Source organism: Amycolatopsis ultiminotia, assembly GCF_039536925.1.
GTDB lineage: Bacteria > Actinomycetota > Actinomycetes > Mycobacteriales > Pseudonocardiaceae > Amycolatopsis > Amycolatopsis ultiminotia.
In genome coordinates this window covers 46,057-67,393 of record NZ_BAAAZN010000031.1, presented here as the reverse complement: position 1 = coordinate 67,393, position 21,337 = coordinate 46,057, and the positions used below count along the sequence as shown (strand labels likewise).

The 21,337-nt window shown below is 69.0% G+C and carries 22 protein-coding genes; 10 read left to right on the top strand and 12 right to left on the bottom strand.

All coding sequences use genetic code 11. The features are described 5' to 3' along the window. Positions 1-89 precede the first annotated feature (89 nt). Together ABD793_RS40660 and ABD793_RS40655 are read right to left on the bottom strand one after the other, a co-directional pair. Positions 90-809 carry an ABC transporter permease gene (locus tag ABD793_RS40660; RefSeq protein WP_344869044.1) on the bottom strand — a complete coding sequence of 240 codons (720 nt, stop codon included), beginning with the start codon at positions 807-809 and terminating at the stop codon, positions 90-92. 25 nt (positions 810-834) lie between these two features. After that, positions 835-1,719, bottom strand: coding sequence for an ABC transporter ATP-binding protein (locus ABD793_RS40655; RefSeq protein ID WP_344869043.1), 885 nt, complete (start codon positions 1,717-1,719; stop codon positions 835-837). 164 nt (positions 1,720-1,883) lie between these two features. On the opposite strand from ABD793_RS40655, the gene ABD793_RS40650 reads away from it, so the two are divergent. Further along, entirely contained in the window at positions 1,884-2,114 is a 231-nt protein-coding gene (locus ABD793_RS40650) for a hypothetical protein (protein WP_344869042.1), read from the top strand. A 25-nt stretch (positions 2,115-2,139) separates the two neighbouring features. Here the strand turns inward: ABD793_RS40650 and ABD793_RS40645 are convergent, their stop codons facing one another. Further along, positions 2,140-3,447: an MFS transporter gene (locus tag ABD793_RS40645; RefSeq protein ID WP_344869041.1), complete on the bottom strand. Its 1,308-nt coding sequence runs from the start codon at positions 3,445-3,447 to the stop codon at positions 2,140-2,142. 121 nt (positions 3,448-3,568) lie between these two features. Here ABD793_RS40645 and ABD793_RS40640 point away from each other — a divergent pair, with 121 nt between their 5' ends. Next, positions 3,569-4,279, top strand: coding sequence for a FadR/GntR family transcriptional regulator (locus tag ABD793_RS40640; protein ID WP_344869039.1), 711 nt, complete (start codon positions 3,569-3,571; stop codon positions 4,277-4,279). Between the two features lie 3 nt (positions 4,280-4,282). Here ABD793_RS40640 and ABD793_RS40635 read toward each other — a convergent pair whose 3' ends face one another. The 5 genes from ABD793_RS40635 to ABD793_RS40615 all read right to left on the bottom strand — a co-directional run bounded on the left by ABD793_RS40635 (position 4,283) and on the right by ABD793_RS40615 (position 9,298). Then, entirely contained in the window at positions 4,283-5,290 is a 1,008-nt protein-coding gene (locus ABD793_RS40635; RefSeq protein ID WP_344869037.1) for a pyridoxamine 5'-phosphate oxidase family protein, read from the bottom strand. A 135-nt stretch (positions 5,291-5,425) separates the two neighbouring features. After that, positions 5,426-7,816 (bottom strand): ATP-binding cassette domain-containing protein, encoded by a 2,391-nt coding sequence (locus ABD793_RS40630; protein WP_344869036.1) that lies wholly within the window; start codon positions 7,814-7,816, stop codon positions 5,426-5,428. A gap of 25 nt (positions 7,817-7,841) precedes the next feature. Beyond that, positions 7,842-8,252 (bottom strand): VOC family protein, encoded by a 411-nt coding sequence (locus ABD793_RS40625; RefSeq protein WP_344869035.1) that lies wholly within the window; start codon positions 8,250-8,252, stop codon positions 7,842-7,844. A gap of 10 nt (positions 8,253-8,262) precedes the next feature. Then, positions 8,263-8,706, bottom strand: coding sequence for a helix-turn-helix transcriptional regulator (locus ABD793_RS40620; protein ID WP_344869034.1), 444 nt, complete (start codon positions 8,704-8,706; stop codon positions 8,263-8,265). Between the two features lie 88 nt (positions 8,707-8,794). Continuing rightward, on the bottom strand, positions 8,795-9,298 hold the full coding sequence (locus ABD793_RS40615; protein WP_344869033.1) for a CGNR zinc finger domain-containing protein: 504 nt from the start codon (positions 9,296-9,298) through the stop codon (positions 8,795-8,797). Between the two features lie 82 nt (positions 9,299-9,380). On the opposite strand from ABD793_RS40615, the gene ABD793_RS40610 reads away from it, so the two are divergent. Both ABD793_RS40610 and ABD793_RS40605 read left to right on the top strand, forming a co-directional pair. Beyond that, positions 9,381-10,253 (top strand): alpha/beta fold hydrolase, encoded by an 873-nt coding sequence (locus ABD793_RS40610; protein WP_344869032.1) that lies wholly within the window; start codon positions 9,381-9,383, stop codon positions 10,251-10,253. 42 nt (positions 10,254-10,295) lie between these two features. Beyond that, positions 10,296-11,012, top strand: coding sequence for an SDR family oxidoreductase (locus tag ABD793_RS40605; protein WP_344869031.1), 717 nt, complete (start codon positions 10,296-10,298; stop codon positions 11,010-11,012). 6 nt (positions 11,013-11,018) lie between these two features. Here ABD793_RS40605 and ABD793_RS40600 read toward each other — a convergent pair whose 3' ends face one another. The 3 genes from ABD793_RS40600 to ABD793_RS40590 are packed head-to-tail and all read right to left on the bottom strand — an operon-like array spanning position 11,019 to position 12,197. Then, positions 11,019-11,387, bottom strand: a complete 369-nt coding sequence (locus tag ABD793_RS40600) for a DUF427 domain-containing protein (protein ID WP_344869030.1) — start codon at positions 11,385-11,387, stop codon at positions 11,019-11,021. A gap of 50 nt (positions 11,388-11,437) precedes the next feature. Continuing rightward, on the bottom strand, positions 11,438-11,848 hold the full coding sequence (locus ABD793_RS40595; protein WP_344869029.1) for a hypothetical protein: 411 nt from the start codon (positions 11,846-11,848) through the stop codon (positions 11,438-11,440). Then, a complete protein-coding gene (locus ABD793_RS40590) occupies positions 11,832-12,197 on the bottom strand; it encodes a hypothetical protein (protein WP_344869028.1) in 366 nt (121 codons plus the stop codon). The genes ABD793_RS40595 and ABD793_RS40590 overlap by 17 nt, the downstream gene beginning before the upstream one ends. Before the next feature lie 611 nt (positions 12,198-12,808). Here ABD793_RS40590 and ABD793_RS40585 point away from each other — a divergent pair. The 6 genes from ABD793_RS40585 (at position 12,809) to ABD793_RS40560 (ending at position 19,892) form a co-directional block, all read left to right on the top strand. Beyond that, positions 12,809-14,701 (top strand): class III lanthionine synthetase LanKC N-terminal domain-containing protein, encoded by a 1,893-nt coding sequence (locus ABD793_RS40585; RefSeq protein ID WP_425548853.1) that lies wholly within the window; start codon positions 12,809-12,811, stop codon positions 14,699-14,701. 599 nt (positions 14,702-15,300) lie between these two features. Beyond that, positions 15,301-15,603 (top strand): P-loop NTPase family protein, encoded by a 303-nt coding sequence (locus tag ABD793_RS40580; RefSeq protein ID WP_344869027.1) that lies wholly within the window; start codon positions 15,301-15,303, stop codon positions 15,601-15,603. A 401-nt stretch (positions 15,604-16,004) separates the two neighbouring features. Next, the gene (locus tag ABD793_RS40575) at positions 16,005-18,464 is read left to right on the top strand and encodes a sensor histidine kinase (RefSeq protein WP_344869025.1); all 2,460 of its coding nucleotides are present in this window, start codon (positions 16,005-16,007) and stop codon (positions 18,462-18,464) included. Positions 18,465-18,530: 66 nt separating this feature from the next. Then, a complete protein-coding gene (locus tag ABD793_RS40570; RefSeq protein WP_344869023.1) occupies positions 18,531-18,956 on the top strand; it encodes a roadblock/LC7 domain-containing protein in 426 nt (141 codons plus the stop codon). Beyond that, positions 18,953-19,321, top strand: coding sequence for a DUF742 domain-containing protein (locus tag ABD793_RS40565; RefSeq protein WP_344869021.1), 369 nt, complete (start codon positions 18,953-18,955; stop codon positions 19,319-19,321). Before ABD793_RS40570 ends, ABD793_RS40565 begins: the two co-directional genes overlap by 4 nt. After that, a complete protein-coding gene (locus ABD793_RS40560; RefSeq protein ID WP_344869020.1) occupies positions 19,302-19,892 on the top strand; it encodes a GTP-binding protein in 591 nt (196 codons plus the stop codon). Before ABD793_RS40565 ends, ABD793_RS40560 begins: the two co-directional genes overlap by 20 nt. A 43-nt stretch (positions 19,893-19,935) precedes the next feature. On the opposite strand, the gene ABD793_RS40555 is transcribed toward ABD793_RS40560, so the two are convergent. Continuing rightward, on the bottom strand, positions 19,936-21,309 hold the full coding sequence (locus tag ABD793_RS40555) for a tryptophanase (protein WP_344869019.1): 1,374 nt from the start codon (positions 21,307-21,309) through the stop codon (positions 19,936-19,938). Between the last annotated feature and the right edge of the window lie 28 nt (positions 21,310-21,337).

The following is a 21,337-nucleotide window of genomic DNA, read 5'->3' as shown; positions in this document are numbered from 1 at the left end:
CATTACCGCCGGCCCGGATGGGACGGACCGACGAGAAAGTCACCGAACCGCGCCGGGGTTCCGAGGCGTTCGGTGACTCCGCGGGCCGGTCAGCGGCGCGGTTCCCAGCGGAAGAGCCGGGACGCCACGGCCAGTGCCACGACGAGCCAAGCCACGACCGGGCCGAACTGCGGCAGGGCCTGTGCCCAGGTCGCAGTGCCGTTCCAGGCATCGACCACCAGTTCGGTCGACGCGCCGCCGGGAAGCAGGCGCTTCGGCACCGTGAGCTGGTCGGTGCCGGTGATGCCGACCCAGAAGGACACCCCGATCACGATCATGGTCACCGGCAGCGTGGTCACCTGGGCGTGTTCGGGCGAGTTGGTCAGTCCCGCCGTCGCCAGGCCGAAGCCGAGCATCAGGATCACCGTCAGCAGCACCGCCACGACCAGCATCGGGACGTTGGCGGGTGCGCCGACGACCACGCCGAGCACGATCAGGATCACCGCGATCTGGAGCACCGCGATCCCGGCCAGCGGGAGCACCAGGCCGGAAAGGATGCCGCGGTCGCTCGCCGCGGTGGAGCGCAGCCGTTTGAGGAAGAGATTCTGCCTGCGCGAGGCCAGGGTGGTCACGACGCTGGTGTAGAAGCCGATTCCGGTCACCACGAACAGCATCGCCGCCGCGATGAAGCCGATACTGCCCAGCTTTTCGAAGACGTCGTGCTGGTAGATCAGGTACGCGCTGAACGCGACGGGCAGGATGATGCTCGTGAGCAGGACCAGCCGGTTGCGGAAGATCTGGACCAGCTCACCGCGAGCGATGGCAAACATGGGGATTCCTTTTCTGGGAAGGTGCTCAGTCGTTGCCGATGGAGCGGAAGACGTCGTCGAGTCGGGTCGGGCCTGCCTGCAGGTCCCGCAGTTCCATCGCGTGGTCCTGTGCCCAGCCGAGCAGGGTGTGCAGATCCTTCTGCAGGCCGAAGGTCTCGATCAGGAATTTGCCCTCGGCGTCGCGCGTCGCGGGCAGTGGCAACGCGGGCGAGTGGTTCGGCAGCCGGAAGGTGATGGTGGCAGGCAGCATCCGGGTCAGCTCGGAAACCGTGCCCTCCCGGTGGAAGACGCCGTTGTGCATGAGCCCGATGCGATCGGCCCGCTGCTGGGCCTCTTCGAGGTAGTGCGTGGTGAGCACGATCGTGGAGCCCTCGGCACGCAGCCGGTCCACCGCGTCCCACAGTGCGTCCCGCGACTGGATGTCCAGTCCGGTCGTCGGTTCGTCGAGGAAGATCAGTTCCGGCGTCCCGTACACCGCGGTGGCGAAGTCCAGCCGGCGCTTCTCACCACCGGAGAGCTGGGAAACCTTGGTGCCCGCCTTGCGGGTGAGGTCGACGATGTCGAGCACCCGGTCGATCCGGTCGGTGCGCCGGGTGAGGCTCCCGATCAGCCGGACCGATTCCGCTACCGTCAGATCCGGGGAGAACCCGCTCTCCTGCAACATGATTCCCATCCGCGGGCGGACCGCGGCCCGATCGCGCGGGTTCTTCCCGAAGACCCGCACCGAGCCGGAGGTGGCACTGCGGTGGCCTTCGATGATTTCCAGGGTGGAGGTCTTGCCCGCACCGTTCGTGCCGAGCAGGGCGTAGAACTCGCCGCGCGCCACTTGGAAGGACAGGTCCTTCACCGCGTGGAAATCGCCGTAGGTCAGGTTCAGACGTGCAACGTCGATGACTGGTGTCGAGGGCATGCCAAGAGTTCACCGGTTTTCCCCGGCACCCGGCAGTGCAACCACGTCATCTATCCCACATGACATTCCGCTGCCGAAGACATGACGTGGCGTCACTGTTCGCACCGGCGCGCAGGCAGGCATGCTCAGCCGGCGACTGTCCTCGCCGGTACCACGGAGGCACCATGAACACCCGGCCCGTGCGCGTCCTGCTGACCGTGATCATGACCGGGTTTCTCTTGGTGTGCCTGGTGTTTCTTCTGTACCAGCTGCACGTGCCCTACCCCGCCGGAGTGCACCGCTGGCTCGCGGACCACAAGTGGCTGATGTGGACGGCCGCGATCGGCACCGTGGTCAGCTCGCTCGCCCTTGCGCCGTTGACGATGTTTTCCCGGCACCCCGCCGACGATCGATGACCACAGACAGCACCGACCGCACGGTTCAGTGCGGCAGGTCCGGTGTCAGTGTTGTGGGCCGCGGGGCAGGGTTGCCGAGCGACCTGGCCAGCACGCCGCCCGCCACCATCACCAGCCCGATGGTGACCAGGCCCCATTTGGCCGAGCCGAACAGGCTGGACATCCAGCCCACCCAGTACGGGCCGAGGAAGCCGGACAGGTTGCCGATCGAGTTGATCACCCCGATCGCCGCCGCCGCGGCCGCACCGGCCACGAAGGCGGCCGGCATCGCCCAGAACGCGGGGAACGCTGCCATCACACCGATCGCGCACGCGCACAACCCCGCGTAACCCAGCCACGGCGTACTGGTCAGGAAGGCCGAGACGATCAACGCCAGCCCGCCGACCACCATGGGCAGCATGGCGTAGGTCGCCGATTTGCCCGCGCGGTCGCACGCACGGCCCCAGAACACCATCGCCACCGCACCCACCGCGTACGGCGCCGCGGTGAGCAGCGTGACGGTCAGGTTGTCCTTGATCAGCAGGCTGGACTTGATGATCTGCGGCATCCAGAAGCCGAGACCGTAGAGCCCGAAGGCGATGCCGAAGTAGACCAGGCCCAACGCCACCGTCCGGCCGTGCACCAGCGCACGGCGCACCGGCATCGGATTGTTCCGCTCGGTTTCGGCCTGCTCCTTGGCGAGCACGTCCTCGATCGCGGTGCGCTCGTCGGTGGTGAGCCACTTGGCGTCCGCCGGACGGTCCGGCAGCAACCACAGCAGTGCGATGCCGAGCACCACCGCGGGCGCGCCCTCGATCAGGTACAGCCACCGCCAGCCGCTCAGCCCGGCCAGCCCTTCGAGCTTGAGCAGCAGTCCGCCCAGCGGCGCGCCCACCGCCGTGGACAACGGCACCGCGACCATGAACAGCCCGGTCACCGTGGCTCGCCGGGCAGCGGGGAACCAGTAGGTCAGGTACAGGATCATCCCGGGGAAGAAGCCCGCTTCGGCCACTCCGAGCAGGAAACGCAGCACGAAGAAGCTGACCTCACCGGAGGTCGCCGCCCCGCACGCGGCGACCACACCCCAGACGATCATGATCCGGGCCATCCACCGGCGGGCGCCGACCCGGTGCATGATCAGGTTGCTCGGCGCGTCGAGCAGGATGTAGCCGAGGAACAGCACACCGGCGCCGAACCCGTACGCGGTCGCGCTCAGACCGAGTTCGGCGTTCATGGTCAGCGAAGCCACCGCGAGGTTCGTGCGGTCGAGATAGGCGACGAAGTAGCAGACTGCCATCAACGGCACGAGCCGTCGCGTGGCTTTCCGCACCGCCACGGACGTCGGATCGGTCATGGCCCCCTCCTCGGACACCCGGCGGGAAGGCGACGCTAGCAGAGCGGGGCGTAAATTGGTAGGACCAGTTTACCCCTTCGACGGATGCGGAAGCCGGACTCGATCGGGAAGGATGGCCCCTGTGGGGACCAGCAACGAGCAGGTGTGGAGCGCTACGGTCGACCACCTGCGCGCACTCATCGACAGCGGCGAGCTGCCGTCCGGCTCCCGGTTGCCCGCGGAGCGCCGGCTGTGCGAGCAGCTCGACGTGAGCCGCGGCTCACTGCGCCAGGCACTACGGGTGCTGGACTCGATCGGCTACGTCTCCATCCGGCCGGGCTCGGGTACCTACGTCCGTGACCGCGCGGGCCCGGACCAGCCGCTGCGCAGCTGGTTCCGCGAGCACGACCAGCTGGTGGACCGGCTGTTCGACCTGCGCGTGACGGTCGAGCCCACACTTGCCGAGCGGCTGGCCGGACAGCACACCGAAGCGGTGCTCGCCACGCTCAAGGCCAACGTGGCGGAAATGGCCGCGGCCGCCGCCGAAGGCGACATGCTGCGGGTGATCGCCACGGACGCGGAGTTCCACCGCGTGATCGCGGACAACGCGGGCAGCGACGACGTGGCCGCGCTGCTGCGGTCGGTGCTGTCACTGGTCGGCGAGGAACGCCGTGCGGCGCTGCGGCTGCCGGGGCAGATCGCCAAGGCGGTCAAGGAACACCGCGCGATCCTCACCGCCGTCCGGCACCGCGACGGGGCACGAGCGCGTGAACTCACCCTGAGCCACCTGCGGGAGGCACAGAGCCTGGTGCACCGCTACACCGACGACACCGAAAAGTCCACTTCGGACTGAGGCTCAGTAGAGGTTCTGCCGGTAGTCCAGGTCGAGCCCGGTCCGCAGCATCTTTTCGTTGGCCATGGTGCGCACCACCTTGGCCTTGGCCCCGCTCGTCTCGTTGAGCTTGACGTGGTCGGTCCAGATCGCGGACGGTTTGGGCAGCTCGCCGGGATCGACGTGCCATTCGGCGTCCCACAAGCGGGATTCGCGCAGCGCCGGGGTGTGCCGGAGCCGGACCTGCGCGACCTCGACCACCAGTACCGCCTTCGGCGTGCTCCTGCGTTCGGACATCGACTCGCGCAGTTCGGGTTCGGTGCTGATGGTCGCGGTGCCGGTCAGCTCCAGCGTACGGTCGTCGCCGGGGGCGACCGCCACGATCGCCACCTCGGGACGTTCCAGGATGTTGTGGAAGGTGTCGGTGCGCCGGTTGCCGGGCCGGTCGGCGACCGCGACCGTGGTCGGCCCGATCGGCCGGACGACACCGGGCGGATCGCCCTTGGGGCTCGCGTCGGCGTTCCCCTCGTGGTCGTGCGAGGCGATCACCGCAAACGGCGCGGTGGCGAGGAACGCCTCCGCCGCCGGTCCGATGACCGTGCCCTCCTCGGTGTCTGCGGTCCCGCCTTCGCCGGGTCCCCACAGGTTCGACCGGATCACCGCCTTGCCGCAGTGCAGGAAGGCCTCCTCGACGGCGAGGCCGCCCCGGTCCACCGTCCCGTTGATGCGCAACGTCTCGCGCCAGCCGGGCAGCAGCACCAGCAGCGCGGCGCCGGTCCCCTGCGCGGCATCCGCCGGCACCGGCAACCGCAGCCGGGCAGACGTCTCCGGGGCGGCGAAGCCCGGAGCACCACCGACCACCGCCGCCCGCGGCCTGCCCTCGGTGTCGACATACCCGAGCACCGCCGCGGGCGCCCTGCCCAGCAGCGCGTGGCAGTGCGAGTCGAGCCGGTCGATGGACTTCATCATCACCGGCAGCGACCTGCTCCCCACGACGTGCTCGAGCTCGGCCACGTCACAGATCGTCCGCATGAGGTTAGGTTAACCTAATAATCCGGATCCGGCGACGACCGCTGCTCCCACCGCGGACGACGGCGCCTCCCCGGGAGGTGAGTCCGGGTTCCGATCGCGGGCCACGAACCGGGACCCGGTCCGGCAGTGTCTCGTTCACGCTTTCACGTACGCCGCCAGGTGTTCCCCGGTCAGGGTGGAGCGGGCGGCGACCAGGTCGGCTGGGGTGCCCTCGAACACCACGCGTCCGCCGTCGTGGCCGGCGCCGGGGCCAAGGTCGATGATCCAGTCGGCGTGTGCCATCACCGCCTGGTGGTGCTCGATCACGATGACCGACTGCCCGGCGTCGACCAGGCGGTCCAGCAGGGCGAGCAGCTGTTCGACGTCGGCGAGGTGCAGTCCGGTGGTCGGCTCGTCGAGCACGTAGACCGCACCCTTCTCGCCCATCCTGGTGGCCAGTTTGAGCCGCTGCCGTTCACCGCCGGACAGCGTGGTGAGCGGCTGGCCGAGGGTGAGGTAGCCGAGACCGACGTCGGCGAGCCGGTCGAGGATCTTGTGCGCAGCGGGCAGGTGCGCTTCGCCGGAGCCGAAGAACTCCTCGGCCGTGGCCACCGACATCGTGAGCACCTCGCTGATGTCCTTGCCGCCGAACCGGTACTTCAGCACCGACGCCTGGAACCGCTTGCCATCGCACTCTTCGCACACGCTGGCGACGCCGGCCATCATCGCGAGGTCGGTGTAGATCACGCCGGTACCGTTGCAGGCGGGGCACGCGCCCTCGGAGTTCGCGCTGAACAGTGCCGGTTTCACCCCGTTGGCCTTGGCGAACGCCTTGCGGATCGGCTCGAGCAACCCGGTGTAGGTGGCCGGATTGCTCCGCCGCGAACCGCGGATCGGGCTCTGGTCCACCGAAACCACGCCTTCCCGGCCGGCCACCGAACCGTCGATGAGCGAGCTCTTGCCCGAACCGGCCACGCCGGTGAGCACACACAGCACCCCGAGCGGGAGGTCCACCGCGACGTCCCGCAGGTTGTGCTCGTTCGCACCGCGGATTTCCAGCGCACCGGCGGACTCCCGCACCACGTCCTTGAGCGCGGCCCGGTCGTCGAAATGCCGTCCGGTCACCGTGTCGCTGGTCCGCAGCCCCTCGACGGTGCCCTCGAAACACACCGTGCCGCCCGCACTGCCCGCACCGGGACCGAGGTCGACCACGTGGTCGGCGATCGCGATGGTTTCCGGCTTGTGCTCCACGACGAGCACGGTGTTTCCCTTGTCCCGCAACCGCAGCAGCAGCTCGTTCATCCGCTGGATGTCGTGCGGGTGCAGCCCGATCGTCGGCTCGTCGAACACATAGGTGACATCGGTCAGCGACGAGCCGAGGTGCCGGATCATCTTGGTACGCTGCGCCTCGCCACCGGACAGGGTACCTGCCGGGCGGTTGAGGCTGAGGTAGCCGAGCCCGATCTCCACGAACGAATCCAGCGTGTGCACCAGGTTCGCCAGCAACGGCGCAACCGACGGCTCGGTCAGCCCGCGCACCCATTCGGCGAGGTCGCTGATCTGCATCGAGCCCGCCTCGGCGATGCCGACCTTGCCGATCTTCGACGAACGGGCCAGTTCGCTCAGCCGGGTGCCCTCGCACTCCGGGCAGGTGCGGAAGACGACCGCCCGCTCCACGAACGCCCGGATGTGCGGCTGCATCGCGTCGACGTCCTTGGCGAGGAACGACTTCTGGATCTGCGGGATCAGCCCGGTGTAGGTGAGGTTGACGCCCTCGACCTTGATCCTGGTCGGTTCCTTGTACAGCAGGTCGTTCAGCTGCTTCTTGGTGAACCGGCGGATCGGCTTGTCCGGGTCGAAAAACCCGCAGCCGCGGTAGATCCGGCCGTACCAGCCCTCCATGCTGTAGCCGGGGACGGTGATCGCGCCCTCGTTCAGCGATTTGTTCTCGTCATACAGCTGCGCCAGGTTCATGTCGTTGATCGAGCCCCGGCCTTCACAGCGCGGGCACATGCCGCCGGTGACGCTGAAGCTGCGCCGTTCCTTCACCTGCCGTCCGGCCTTCTCCACGGTGACTGCGCCCGCACCGCTGATCGAGGCGACGTTGAAGGAGAACGCTTGCGGTGAACCGATGTGCGGCTTGCCAAGCCGGCTGAAGAGGATGCGCAGCATCGCGTACGCGTCGGTGGCGGTACCGACCGTGGACCGCGGGTCGGCACCCATCCGCTGCTGGTCGACGATGATCGCGGTGGTCAGCCCGTCGAGCACGTCGACATCGGGCCGGGCCAGGTTCGGCATGAAGCCCTGCACGAACGCGCTGTAGGTCTCGTTGATCAGCCGTTGCGACTCCGCGGCGATCGTGCCGAACACCAGCGAGCTCTTGCCGGAGCCGGAGACGCCGGTGAACACCGAAAGCCGGCGCTTCGGGATCTCGATGCTGACGTCCTTGAGGTTGTTCACACGTGCGCCCAGCACGCGGATCAGGTCGTGGCGGTCGGCAACGGGCAGCTTCGCGTGCTGCGAATCCCGCTTCGTGGCGGTGCTCATCGGCTCTCCTTCGGCTCGGGCGTGGTCAGCGCAGTTCCTGGATTCGCAGCAGGTTGCCCGCCGGATCGCGGAACGCGCAGTCACGGACGCCGTAGGGCTGCTCGGTCGGTTCCTGGACGACCTCGGCGTCGCCCGCCTGCAGCCGCTCGAACGTGCCGTCGAGGTCTCTGGTGGCCAGCAGCAGCGTGCCGTAGGTGCCCTTGGCCATCATCTCGGTGACGGTGCGGCGTTCCTCGTCGGTGATACCGGGGGTGGCCTCCGGCGGGAACAGCACCACGTTCGTTTCGGGCTGGCCCGGCGGGCCGACGGTGATCCAGTGCATCCCCTGGTAGCCGACGTTATTGCGGACTTCGAAGCCGAGGGTGTCGCGGTAGAACGCGAGCGCGGCGTCCGGATCGTTCTGCGGGAGGAAGCTCGAGTGAATGGTGATGTCCATGGCGCTCACGCTAAGCGCGGTCCCCGGCCGCCGCTTCTCGATTCCTGATCGGTCTGGTCACCTGTTTCGCGACGCACGGCGGCATCCCCTCGGTCGACTGTGCGTGCTCGGCCCGGTACCGGCTCGGCGAAACCCCCACCAGCTCGGTGAACCGGGTGCTGAAGGTGCCGAGCGAGCAGCAGCCGACCGCAAAGCAGACCTCGGTCACGCTGAGCTCTCCCGCCCGCAGCAACGCCATCGCGCGCTCGATGCGCCGGGTCATGAGGTACGAATACGGTGACTCTCCGTAGGCCATCCGGAACTGCCTGCTGAGGTGGCCCGCCGACAGATGCACGCCCTTGGCCAGCGATTCGACGTCCAGCGGCTGGGCGTACTCGCGGTCGATCCGATCCCGGACCCGGCGCAGCCGGACGAGGTCGCCGAGCCGCGCGCCGGCGGCGGAACTACTGGTCACCTGCGCGATCGTGCCACGTGCTGGCAACGAGTCCCAGCCGGAAACTTTCCACCCGCGGTCGAGGTCGCTCGCGTGGGCCCTCCGGTCGTCAGTCCGCCGGGACGGCGCGGGTGCGCTGGTAGTGCCGCCGCGCTTTCATCCGGTTGCCGCAGACCGCCATGGAGCACCACCGGGCACGGTTGGGTTTGCTGTGGTCGACCAGGAACAGCCGGCATTCCGGGTTGGCACACGGGCGCAGCCGGCCGGGGCTGGACACCCGGAGCTCGTCCCAGGCGAGCACGGCGCGCGCCGCCGCGGACCGACCTTCCGGCAGATCCAGCGACCACGCCACGCCTTCACCGGTCAGCGATGCGGCGTAGTGGACGCCGTCGACAAAGCGCCTGAGCAACTCCGGCTTACCGCCGCCGCGGACGACTTCCTGCAACGCAGTGCGCGCGTCGAGCAGTGTCTGCCACTCGTCGTCGGAGGCCGGCTGGCCGTGCTCGACAAGCCAGCGACGGCCCGCCTGCGGATCGGCCAGCTCGTCGCGGTGCTCCCCGTCCAGGACGGGCGTGGTGTTCAGCAGGTCGAGCAGCAACGCCTCGTCGGTCATCCCTAACCCCTAAATCAGTCTTGACAGGTTAAAGTCTAGCGTGCTTCAGTCTAACCATCAAATTAGATTTAAGGGGTTATATATGACCGGGACAGTCCACCACCGCTACGCGACCGTGCAGGGCAGGCAGCTCTTCTACCGGGAGGCCGGGCCCGCGGACGCGCCGGTGCTCGTGTTGCTGCACGGGTTCCCGACCAGCTCGTTCATGTTCCGCACGCTGCTGCCCGAGCTGGCCGGCCGCTATCGCGTGATCGCACCGGACCACCTCGGGTTCGGCTACTCGGACGCGCCGCCCGCGGACGAATTCGACTACACCTTCGACGCGCTGACCGATCTGACCGCCGGACTGCTGCGCGAGCTTGGCGTGTCGCGGTACGCGATCTACGTGCAGGACTACGGCGCCCCGATCGGCTGGCGTCTCGCACTGGCCGACCCGTCCGCCATCACCGCGATCATCACGCAGAACGGCAACGGCTACGACGCGGGCTTCGTGCCCGATTTCTGGCAGACCGTGTGGGACTACCAGCGGGAGCAGACGCCCGAAACCGAAGCCGGCATCCGCGCTGCACTGACGCTGGAGATGGTGAAATGGCAGTACGTCACCGGCGTCGCCGACGAAAGCGTGGTCAGCCCGGACACCTGGCACCAGGATTTCGCACTGCTCTCCCGCCCCGGCAACGACGCCGTGCAGCTCGCGCTCTTCCGCGACTACGCGACCAATCCGCCGCTGTACCCCGCCTTGCACGAGTACCTGCGCCGTACCCGTCCGCCGGTGCTTGCAGTGTGGGGCAAGAACGACGAGATCTTCGGCCCGGACGGAGCACGGGCGTTCGCCGACGACGTGCCCGACGCCGAGATCCACCTCCTCGACGGTGGCCATTTCCTCCTGGAAAGCGCGGGTGCCGAAGTCGCCGAACTGATCCGCGACTTCCTCGGCAGGCACGGGTCGGCGTGAGCACGGCAACAACCCGAAGAAATTCATCGAGGAGGACCCGAAATGCCCGCATCGCTGAAGAATCGCAAAGTACTCGTGATCGGCCGTGGCAGCGGTATCGCGCAGGCGATCACACTGTCCATTCTGGACGTCGGTGGCACCGTGGTGGCGGCAGGCCGTGATCCCGGCGCACTCACCGCGGCCCACTCCGGCTCGCACGTCACCGTCGAGCGGGTCGATCTCACCGATGAAGCGAGCGTCGCCGCACTGGCCGCACGGAGCGGTACGGTCGACCACGTGGTGTCGACCGCGTCGGCACGCGCACGCGGCACCGCGGCGGACCTCGGCCACGACACCGTGCTGAATTCCTTCGACACCAAGGTGGTCGGCCCGATCCTGCTGGCGAAGCACTTCGCGCCGCGGATGCCGGAAGACGGCTCGTTCGTCTTCTTCTCCGGCGCTTCCGCGCGCAAACCGATGCCCGGCATGCTCGCGGTGGGCGCGACGAACGCCGCGGTGGACGCACTGACCCGGGGCCTGGCGGTCGAGCTGGCGCCGATCCGGGTGAACGCCGTCTCCCCCGGCACCATCGACACCGGGGCCTACGACGGACTCGGCGACCGGCGGAAGGCCGAACTCTTCGCGGCGCGTGCGGCCGGCAGCCCCGCGCGCCGCATCGGCCGTTCCGACGAGGTCGCCGACGCCGTGCTCTTCGCGCTCACCAGCACTTTCACCACCGGTGTTGCGCTGTCGGTGGACGGTGGTGAGTCCCTTGTCTGAACCCGGTCAGCCCGCGGTCTCCTCGACCGACACCCGGTCCGGGTAGAACGCCACGTGGTTCTTGATCGGGGCGACCGCGTCGTACGGCGCCTCGTAGACCCACACCGCGTTGGTGCCCTCCGGCACGCCGCCAAGGCTGTAGTACGCGGCTTCGCCCTTGTACGGGCAGTACGTGTGGTGCTCGGTGCGGCTCAGCACCGACGTGTCCACGTCCTCGAGCGGGATGTACTGCACCGGCGGATAGTTCGCCTCGCGCAGCACCTGGGCCCGTTCCGTCTCGGCGACGATCCGGTCACCGGCCCTGACCACGACGCGGGCGGGATTCGGCTCGACCGTGATCGGGTGGTCGGGACCGGGGATCTTCGGCTCTGGCATCGGTCTCCTCCTCCGCGCACCGGTGTGCGCCACCTCCCACAGTAGGCGCGTCAGGACGAAACGCGCTCGGGCGCGGTGCGGCGCAGCCAGTACAGCCCGATCACCGGCAGCACCAGCGGGATGAACACGTATCCCTGGCCGTACACCGACCACACCGTGGCGTCCGGGAACGCCTGCCGGTCGAAGATGCTGAGCGTGCCGACGGTGAGCACGCCGAGCAGTTCGACCGTGCACGAGGCGAACGCGATCCGCCACCACTTCACCCCGCCGCGGGCGAGCGCGACCGTGGCGAGGATGTACACCACGGCAGCGAACGCGGAGAGCAGGTAGGCCAGCGGAGCCTCGTGGAACTTCGTGCCGATCTGCACGCCCGCCCGCGAGGTCGCGGCGAGCGCGAAGATCGCGTACACCGCGACCAGTACCCGTCCGGGGCCGGTGGCCGTCCTACGCGCTTGCTCCACTCCACACCTCGTTCAGTCGCAGCACCATCACCGGGATGGCCAGGCAGGCGATGCCGAGCACGACCGTGCTCGACCGGCTGCGCTCGGCCAGCGCCCACGCCGCACCGACCGGCAGCACGACCAGGCAGCCGATCAGATAGGCCAGGTAGGTGGCGATGCTGCCCGGCCGCTCTCCGCCCGCCAGCAGCACCACACCGACCACGAGCTGGGCGACGAGCAGCAGTTCCACCACGGCGAGCGCGACGAGCAACGGAGTGTCCGGGAGCCGGTTGCGCACCGACTGCACGAAGCTCCACAACGCGACGAGCAGGGCGCATCCCGCCACTGCCACCGCGAAACCGAAGATCACCCGTTCCTCCTCCTGCCCGCCGCGCCCAAACTTACCCGCCTGGCTGAGCGCACCGGACGGGCGAGGCCTGCCGGCGTGGTCAGGGCCACGCCGTGCCGCGCCGGGAGGCCGTCGGCGGAAAAAGGATCACCGGCACGAGTTGATGACATTCTGCCAATTTCTCCGGACTCCTCGACGCCACCTGGGTCGGCAATCCGAAACGGCAACCGTTACCGCCCGACCGGGTGGTCAGGAATCACCCAGGGTCCCCGCAGTGGCGGACCGGGCGCACCGGCGTCGCCCTGATCAGCGGAGCCGAACCCCCGGGTTGGCGGATTGGCCACGGCGCACCCGCCGTGCGGGAATGGTGTTACCGTCCGACATCGGCCGGACGGCGTTTCACCGGAATGCGGAGGTGCCGTTTTCATGGATGTCCGCTGCTTCCTCGACCCGGTGTTCTTGGACGAACCACGGGAAACGCCCGAGCCGGCCGCGGACCTGCCCGCACCGGGACCGATGTGGACGGTCGGCGTGCGCGGGAGCTGGCTGCCGCCCGACCGCGATCTTCCCGTACAGGGCTGGAAAATCCAGGTCTCGGCCGAGATGGACAACGCGCGGGCGTACTCACCAGGGTGCCCGAGCACTGCCTCGACCACCGGGTTGCCCACCAGCACCTGCGCTCCCGCGCGATCCTGCTGGCCCGGAATTCGAAATACTTAGCACACTCCGGAAATGGCAAACTCAGCACGAGTTATCCTGCCGGCGAGTCCGCGCTGGAACGGATACTTCGCGACCTTTCCGCCGAGCTGCCCGGTGCGCACGGCGCCGGTATCCTGAGCGATCTGCGATACCGAGAAGTCCCGCTTTACGTGCGATACGGCGGATTCGCCGAACGCTGGACGGAACACGACGGAACCCGCGTGCCGGCGATCCGTCGTCCGGACGGGACACTGGTGCCGGATCCGCGGGAACCAGCGTTCTCCGTACCGGATTGGGTGCGGATTCCGGACTGCCTGGCCGAAAGCGTCGCTGTCCGCACGAGCAGCGCGCAGTCCCCGTACCGGGTCGCCGGCTGGGAGCACCACTACCTGGCGATGCAGCAGATGCCCGGAACGTCGCTGGGCAACTGGCTCGCGCTGCACTACCCGCTCACCCGCCGCGACAGCACCGAGGCCGATCTGCTGGCCTGCCGCGAACGCGCGCTGGCAGTAATGGCGCAAGTGCAGCGCATCATCGGCGAAATCCACCGCCGCGGGATCGTGTTCGGCGAGCTGCACGCGCTGAACGTGCTGGTGGACGGCGACGACACGGTGTCACTGGTCGACTTCGAGATGGCGATCGAAGCCGGGTCCGGGGACCGGCTCACACTCGGTGCGCCGGGGTTTCCCGCACCGGCCGACCGGCCCGGGTTCGAGATCGACGAGCAGCCGCCCGACTGGTCGCTGGTGCGCAAACAGATCGCCGAAGCCGTGCTCACGAGTGCCACGCCGGAACGCAGGGACCGGCTGTTCCCCGGCGATATCGAGCAGTTCCGGGCAGCCGGCGCAGGGTTCGCGGTGGGTGCTGCGGGAGTGCTGCACTCCTTGCACGTCACCGGCGCCGGGCGGTATCCCGAGCACGAGCAGTGGCTGCTCGGCTCAGTGCGCCGGGAACCTCCCGCCCGGCCCGGATTCTTCGACGGCAGTCACGGCATCGCCTACGTACTGGAGGAATTCGGCTACCACGACGAGGCAGACCGGCTGCTCACCGAGGCGCAGGCGCTGGTCGCGCAGACCACCGACCACGGACTGGGCAGCGGGCTGGCCGGCATCGGCCTCACCCGGCTGCACTTCGCAACCAGCCGCGGGGACAACGAGTTCGGCAGGCAGGCACTCGACACCGCGGTGCAGTTGGCCGAGGCGCTGGACACCGCGGCGCCACCGGGCCGGTTCGCCCGCGCCGGGCTGCTGAGCGGCTGGACCGGCCCGGCGTTGCTGTTCCTGCGGCTGTACGAGCGCACCGGGGAGGCGGCCTGGCTCGTGTTCGCCGACCAGGCGCTCGACCGGGACCTGGAGGAATGCGTCCAGGCGGACGACGGATCACTGCAGGTCCGCGACGGTGCGCGGCGCACACTGCGGTATCTCGGCGTCGGCAGCGCCGGGATACTGGTGGTCGCCGAGCAGCTGGCGCGGCATCGCCCGGAGGCGAAGGTGTGCCGGAGCCTGCCCGGACTACGGGAGGCGTGCCGCGGGGAGTTCGTGCTCCACCCCGGGCTGCTCCACGGCCGGTGCGGGCTGGCTGCTGCACTGTCCTTCGGACCGGCGCCGGACCGCCGCGTCCGCGAAGCCGTCGACCTGCACCTGGCCCGGCTGTCCTGGCGCGCCACCCCGTTCCGCGGCGGGCGGGCCCCGCTGCTGCGCCTCTCGACCGACGTCAGCACCGGCAGCACGGGGATCCTCCGCACCCTCTCCGCGCTACTGGACGGCACTGAACTGCTGCCTTTCCTCGGCACGACGGGCACCGGCACGGCCCGCCCAGCAACCTGAGCCTGCTCACCTGTTACTGAGTCCGCAGGAGACGGGATTCTGCCCCGGCGAAGCGAACCGAGACAGTGAGACGGCCGGATCCGCCGATCGCCTGCCGCGCTCGGTCGCCGTGCTGGACCGGGTCCGACCGGCCGCGGTAGTCGTGCCGTCGCTGATCCCCACCGGCCCGGACTGCTGCTGCCCGATGCACTGGCCGCGGCGCGATACTCCGTGGCCGGCGCAGCACTGGCGAGGTGGGTCGGTCGTGGTGCAGCTGGTGTCGCCGGGTGCTCTCGCGCGAGCGGTGCGCTGGCCGCGGCCGGATCCGGCAAGTTGACCGGACAGCTGACCGCAGGAGCCGTCCTCGGCTACGTCCCGCTCGGGCTCGGTTTGGTCACCGAGATCCCTTTTGCCCAGGGAGCACCGAAGCACTCCCGACATGCCGCCCCCGAGGCAGGCTGGGGTCGCTCTCGCCGGCGCGTTCGGCTCCCGGCTCGCCGGGCACGAGCTCGGCAAGGTCGTCGAACAGCTGCCCGAGTCGTCGAACCGCTACGCGAGCGGAATCGGCAAATCGGCCCTGGCCGGCCTGCTGCCGGCACGCCACGGCCAAGTGCTGCTCGGTGGCATCCCCGGCTACGAGCCGCGCGACCGGCCACGGTGTGCGCGGCCTGTCCGCGAGGCAAGCCCAGCTCATCGCGCTGACCCGGGCCTACGCTGCCGAAGCCGGCATCGTCGTACCGGACCAAGCAACCTCCACATTGGACCCGACGGCCGAGGTGCACGCGGAACACGGCGGCACCCTCGTGGTGATCGCGCACCGGCTGTCGTCCGGGCACGCCGCGTGCTCCTGCTCGACGGATCGGAAACCCTGCTGGGTCACCACGACCACCTCGTCACGGCCGCACCGCGTTACGTGGAAATGATGCGTGCGTGGCTACCCCGTCAGCCGGCCCGAAGCTGTCGACAAATCTCCTCGCCGACCGCCCAACCACTGGGAGCCGGCGACCGCCTGCCGATTTCACCTTCACCCGTTCAGCGCAGCCGGACCCGGTCCGGGGCCGGTACCTCCGCAAACACCGGTAACCTCGCCGCGACGGGCAGTGACCGGTCCGGCGGCGCGCTCACCGGGCCCGATCAGCGGCACCGCCAGGGGATCTTTCGTGATAGAAACCTGGGCTGTTCCATCCCGTGGCTCTGCGAAAGGTGTGTCATACCGGTATGTCGGACACAGTGTGACGACGACCACTCACACCGGCCGTCGTGTCCCTTCCCCCGCCGGCTTTCCGGCTTTCGCCGAGGATGACTCAGGAGTTCGTGGATCATCGTGGAGAACAACGACGAGCCCGGCAAGGCGTACGACAAGTCGATCCGCAAGAGGCTGACCAGAACCGTCCTCATCCCGAGTATCACGCTGCTGGTGCTGTGGACGGCGCTCTCGTCGTACTTCTTCATCAACGGCCTGTACGTGCGGCTCGTCGCGGTCTCCGTGCGTGACGTGTCGATCCCCGCGCTGACCGCGCTGTCCTCGCTGCAGCAGGAACGGCAGATCGCACTGCAGTACCTGGACAGCCCGGCCGCGGAACCGCAGGCACTGCAGCGACAGCAGCGGGACACCGACGGGAAGCTCACCGGACTGCAGAAAGCCTTCGACTCGACCATCTCGAGTGCACCGGACGAGATCGCGACCAAGGTCACCGCACTGCGGACCCAGCTCGACCGGCTGCCCGTGCTGCGCTCGCAGGTCACCTTCCGCAGCATCGACCACGCGCAGGTGAACACTTATTACAACGGCGTGCTCGACTCGGCGGCGACGCTGTTCGACACCCAGGCGCGCATCGTGCCCGACGCGACCGCCGTGCAGGGCGCCATCTCCGCGACCACGCTGTTCCGCGCGAGTGACCTGATGTCGCGGGAGACGTCACTGGTGTCCACCGGGCTCACCGGCGGTTCCATCAGCCCAGGGGACTTCGCGCAGTTCACCCGCCTCTCCGGCTTCTACCGCACCCAGCTGGACCAGATCGCGCCGTTCCTCGAACCGGCAGTACAGCAGCGCTACCGCGCCCTCGTGAACGGCGACGCCTGGAAACGGCTCACCGCCGCGGAAACCGCGCTGATCCAGCACGGCACGTGGTCCTCCGACGACGACAACCCGCTGCCGGTCGGCGCGAACGACTGGTACGAACTCACCACGCAGGTCGCGAACGGACTGAACCAGCTCACCTCCGAACAGGCCGATCAGGTGTCCGCCGCGGCCATCGACTCCGGTAACGCGCAGCTGCGCAACGCGATCCTCGGCAGCGTCCTCGCACTGCTCGCGTCGCTGGCCGCGATCATCGTCGCGGTACGGGTGTCGCGCTCGCTCGTCGACCGGGCGCTGATGACGCGGCTCGCCCGGCTGCGCAACGACTCGCTCGACCTCGCCCGCAACCGGCTGCCGAACATCGTCGGCAGGCTCCGCAACGGCGAACCGGTGGACGTGACCGCCGAACTGCCGAGGCTCGACCACGGACGGGACGAGATCGGCCAGGTGGCGGAGGCGTTCAACCTCGCGCAGACGACCGCGGTCACCGCGGCCGCGGACGAGGCGAAGGCCCGCAGCGGCGTGCACAACGTGTTCCTCGGCATCGCGCACCGCAACCAGGTGCTGGTGCACCGGCAGCTGCAGATCCTCGACGAGATGGAGAGCAGGGAGGACAACTCGACCCAGCTCGCGTCGCTGTTCCAGCTCGACCACCTCGCCGCGCGGGCGCGGCGCACCACGGAGAACCTGATCATCCTCGGCGGCAAGCAGCCCGGCAGGCGCTGGCGCAGGCCGGTGTCGCTGATGGAGGTGCTGCGCGCGGCGGTGTCCGAGACCGAGCAGTACTCCCGGGTGCAGGTCGAGCAGGTGCCGGAAGTCTCGATCGTCGGTACCGCGGTGGCCGACAGCATCCACCTGATCGCCGAGCTGGTGGACAACGCGACCTCGTTCTCCCCGCCCGGTTCGCCGGTCGAGGTGACCAGCAGGGTGGTCGCCCGCGGCGTCGTGGTCGACGTGTCCGACCAGGGCCTCGGCATGAAGGAGGGAGTGCGGGACTGGGCCAACGCGATGATGGCCGACGCCCCCGAATTCGACGCGATGGCACTGCGCGCGGACTCGAGCCTCGGCCTGTTCGTGGTCGCCCGGCTGGCCTCGCGGCTGGGCATCCGGGTCACCTTCGACCCGTCACGCTACGGCGGCACCCGCGCCACCGTGCTGATCCCGACCCAGCACCTCGCCGAAGAGACACCGGCCGACGAGCCCGAGGTCCCGGTGCTCGCGCAGGTCGGCGGCAGGCAGACAGCGGAGGAAGCGGGGCATGCGGTGGAACCCGTGCGCCAGGCGGAAACCGCCGGCTCGCTGCCGGTGCGCCAGGCGGAAACCGCAGGTTCGTTGCCCGTGCGCCAGGGCCAGGAGAGCAAACCCCGGCCCTACCCCGCGCACCCGCTGCCGCCCGCGGCGCCGAAACCCGCCGAGGCGGCGCCGCCTCTTGCGCAGGCACCGTCCTTTGCGCAGGCACCGTCCGCCGAAGTGACTCCGCCGGTCGAGCCGGTGCCGCCTGCTGAGGACCTCAGCCGGCTGCAGGGCGACCAGCGCCCCCAGCTGCCCCGCCGTCAACCGCAGCAGAACCTCGTGGCCCAGCTCCAGGACGAGCCCAGCACCGACGACGCGGACGTCACCGCTACCGGCGAGACCACCGTTCGCACGCTGACTGCGTTCCACAAGGGCACCCGTCGTGCCCGGGGTGGCGCGCATGAACAGTGACCGCGCCCCGCACCGGCGATACTGCACACCGAACACCCCACCCACCGAAAGTCAGGGTCTGTCCGCATGAACGAGTACCGGACCGCCAAACCCGATCTCAACTGGCTCCTCGACGACGTTGTCAACCGCGTCGTCGGCGCGCAGAACGCCATCGTGCTCTCCGCCGACGGGCTGTTGCTCGGCAAATCCGCCGGCATGAGCAAGGATGACTCCGACCAGCTGTCCGCCATCGCGTCGAGCCTGCAGAGCCTCGCCAAAGGGGTGAGCAGGCAGTTCAACCGGGGGCCCGTACTGCAGAACATGATCGAGATGGAGCGCGGGTACCTGTTCGTGTCGGCTGCGGGCCAGGGTGCTTGCCTCGCCGTACTCGCCGGTGCCGATGTGGACGTCGAGATGATCGCGTACGAGATGAACCGGCTGGTCAAACGCGTCGGCGACTACCTCGCGTCGGCACCGCGCGAAGCCGCGAACCTGCTACGGGAGGCCACGTGAGCGACGACAACTGGTACGACGAGGCAGCCGGGCCGTTGGTCCGGCCCTATACGATCACCAGCGGCCGGACCCCGTCCGACCACAGCAGGCTCGACCTGTCCACCCAGGTGATGACCCTGCAGGCGGACTCCGACCCCCGCGGGCTCGGCCCGGAGCACCAGGAAATCATCGAGCTGTGCCGGCGCCCGCTGTCGGTCGCCGAGATCGCCGCTTACGTGAAGCTGCCGCTCGGCGTCGTCCGGGTGCTCTGCGGCGACCTGATCGATCGCGGGCTCGTGATCACCCGCGCCCCGTCCCAGCAGCCGGCGCAGGCGCCGGACCACCACACTCTCCAGGCGGTTCTCGATGGCCTCATCAAGCTCTGAGCACACCGGGATCGACGCGGTCCCGACCCCGGTCAAGATCATCATCGCCGGCGGCTTCGGCGCGGGCAAAACCACCATGGTCAGCTCGGCCAGCGAGATTCCGCCGCTGTCCACCGAGGAGGTGCTGACCGAGGCGAGCACCCGGATCGACGACCTGTCCGGAGTGGAGCAGAAGAAGACCACCACGGTCGCACTCGACTTCGGCCGGATCACCATTTCCCCGCGGCACGTGCTGTACCTGTTCGGCACTCCCGGCCAGGAGCGCTTCTGGTTCATGTGGGACGACCTGGCCCGCGGCGCGATCGGCACCATCGTGCTGGTCGACCCGCGCCGGCTCGAGACCAGCTTCGCCGCGGTCGACTTCTTCGAACGACGCAAGATCCCGTTCATCGTCGCGGTCAACTGCTTCGACCACGCCCCGCGCTACACCTCCGACGAGATCCGCGAGGCACTCGTGGTGCCGGACCGGGTGCCGATCGTGATGTGCGACGCCCGTAAGCGCGACTCCAGCAAGATCGCGTTGATCCGGCTGGTGAAGCACGCGATGACGGTGGTCCCGCAACCCGCGTGAGTCCCGCCGGTGCGCCGGTGGCGGCCGGGCGCACCGGCGAGGCTCAGCCGACCGGCGCCATTCGCAGGTTGAAGTGCCGCAGGAGCTTCGGCGCGTCCACGATCCGGTAGCCGGGCACGCGTTCCGGATTCTTCGCGATGTCCGCGAGGACTTCGGCCACGTAGTCGTAGTGGCCCTGGCTGTAGACCCGCCGCGGCAGCGCCACCCGCACCAGTTCGAACGGCGCGGGGGTGACCAGCTCGTGGTTGTCGTCGAGCGTGCCGAGGTAGAGCGAACCCAGCTCCACACAACGGATTCCGCCCTCCAGATACAGCGAACAGGCCAGCGAGTGGCCGGGGAACCTGGAGGCCGGCAGGTGTGGCAGCAGCCGTCCGGCGTTGAGGTAGAGCGCGTGGATTCCGGCAGGCTGCACGATGTCCACCCCGGCCTCGTTCGCCAGCTGCGCCAACCGCGCGGCTTCGCCCGCCCGCGCGGCAAGGTAGTTCGGGTCCAGCACCTCCTGCAAGCCCTTGGCGACGCGGTCGAGGTCGTGCGCGCCGAGCCCGCCGTAGGTGCGGAACCCCTCGGTGGCGATGAGATTCCCTTCGCAAGCCTGCGCGAGCACCGGATCGTTCAGTCCGATGAACGCGCCCATCGGCGAGATACCGTCCTTCTTCAGGCTCGCCACACAGCCGTCGACCAGCTGGAACGCCTCTTGCGCGACTTCACGCGGGGTCTTGCCGCCGTAGCCTTGCTCGCGCTGTACCACCAGCCACGCGTTCTCCGCGAACCGGGCGGCGTCGAGGAACACCGGCACGCCGTGCGCCCGTGCGAGTTTCGCGGCCGCGGCGAGGTTGGCCATGGAAACCGGCTGACCGCCGCCGCCGTTGTTCGTGATGGTGATCAGCACCATGCCGACCCGATCGGACTCCGGACCGCTCAGCAGTGCCTCGAGTTCGGCCAGGTTGATGTTGCCCTTGAACGGTTCCGCGCTGTCGAGGTCGGTGAACTCGGCACACGGCAGGTCCCTGGCCTCGGCGCCGAGCAGTTCGACATTCGCCCGGGTGGTGTCGAAATGCGTGTTGCTGACCGAGATCCTGCCCGGCGCCAGCACACTGGAGAACAGCACGCGTTCGGCCGCGCGGCCCTGGTGCACCGGCAGGATGTGCGGGTAGTGCGTGAGTTCGGCGAGTGTGTCGCGGAAGCGGAAGAACGAGTCCGATCCGGCGTAGGACCGGTCCGCCGCTGCGGCGGCGGCCTCCTGGCGGGTGGAGACGGCACCGGTACCCGAGTCGGTGAGCAGATCGATGGTGACCTGGTTCGCGGGCAGGTTGAAGGCGTTGTACCCGGCCGCGGCGAGCGCCTGCTCCCGCTCCGCACGGGTGGTGATCGGGATTTCCGCCACGACTTGAGCGCGGTACGGGGGGAAGGTCCGCATGCGTTTTTCCTCCACTTCGGGGTGACCG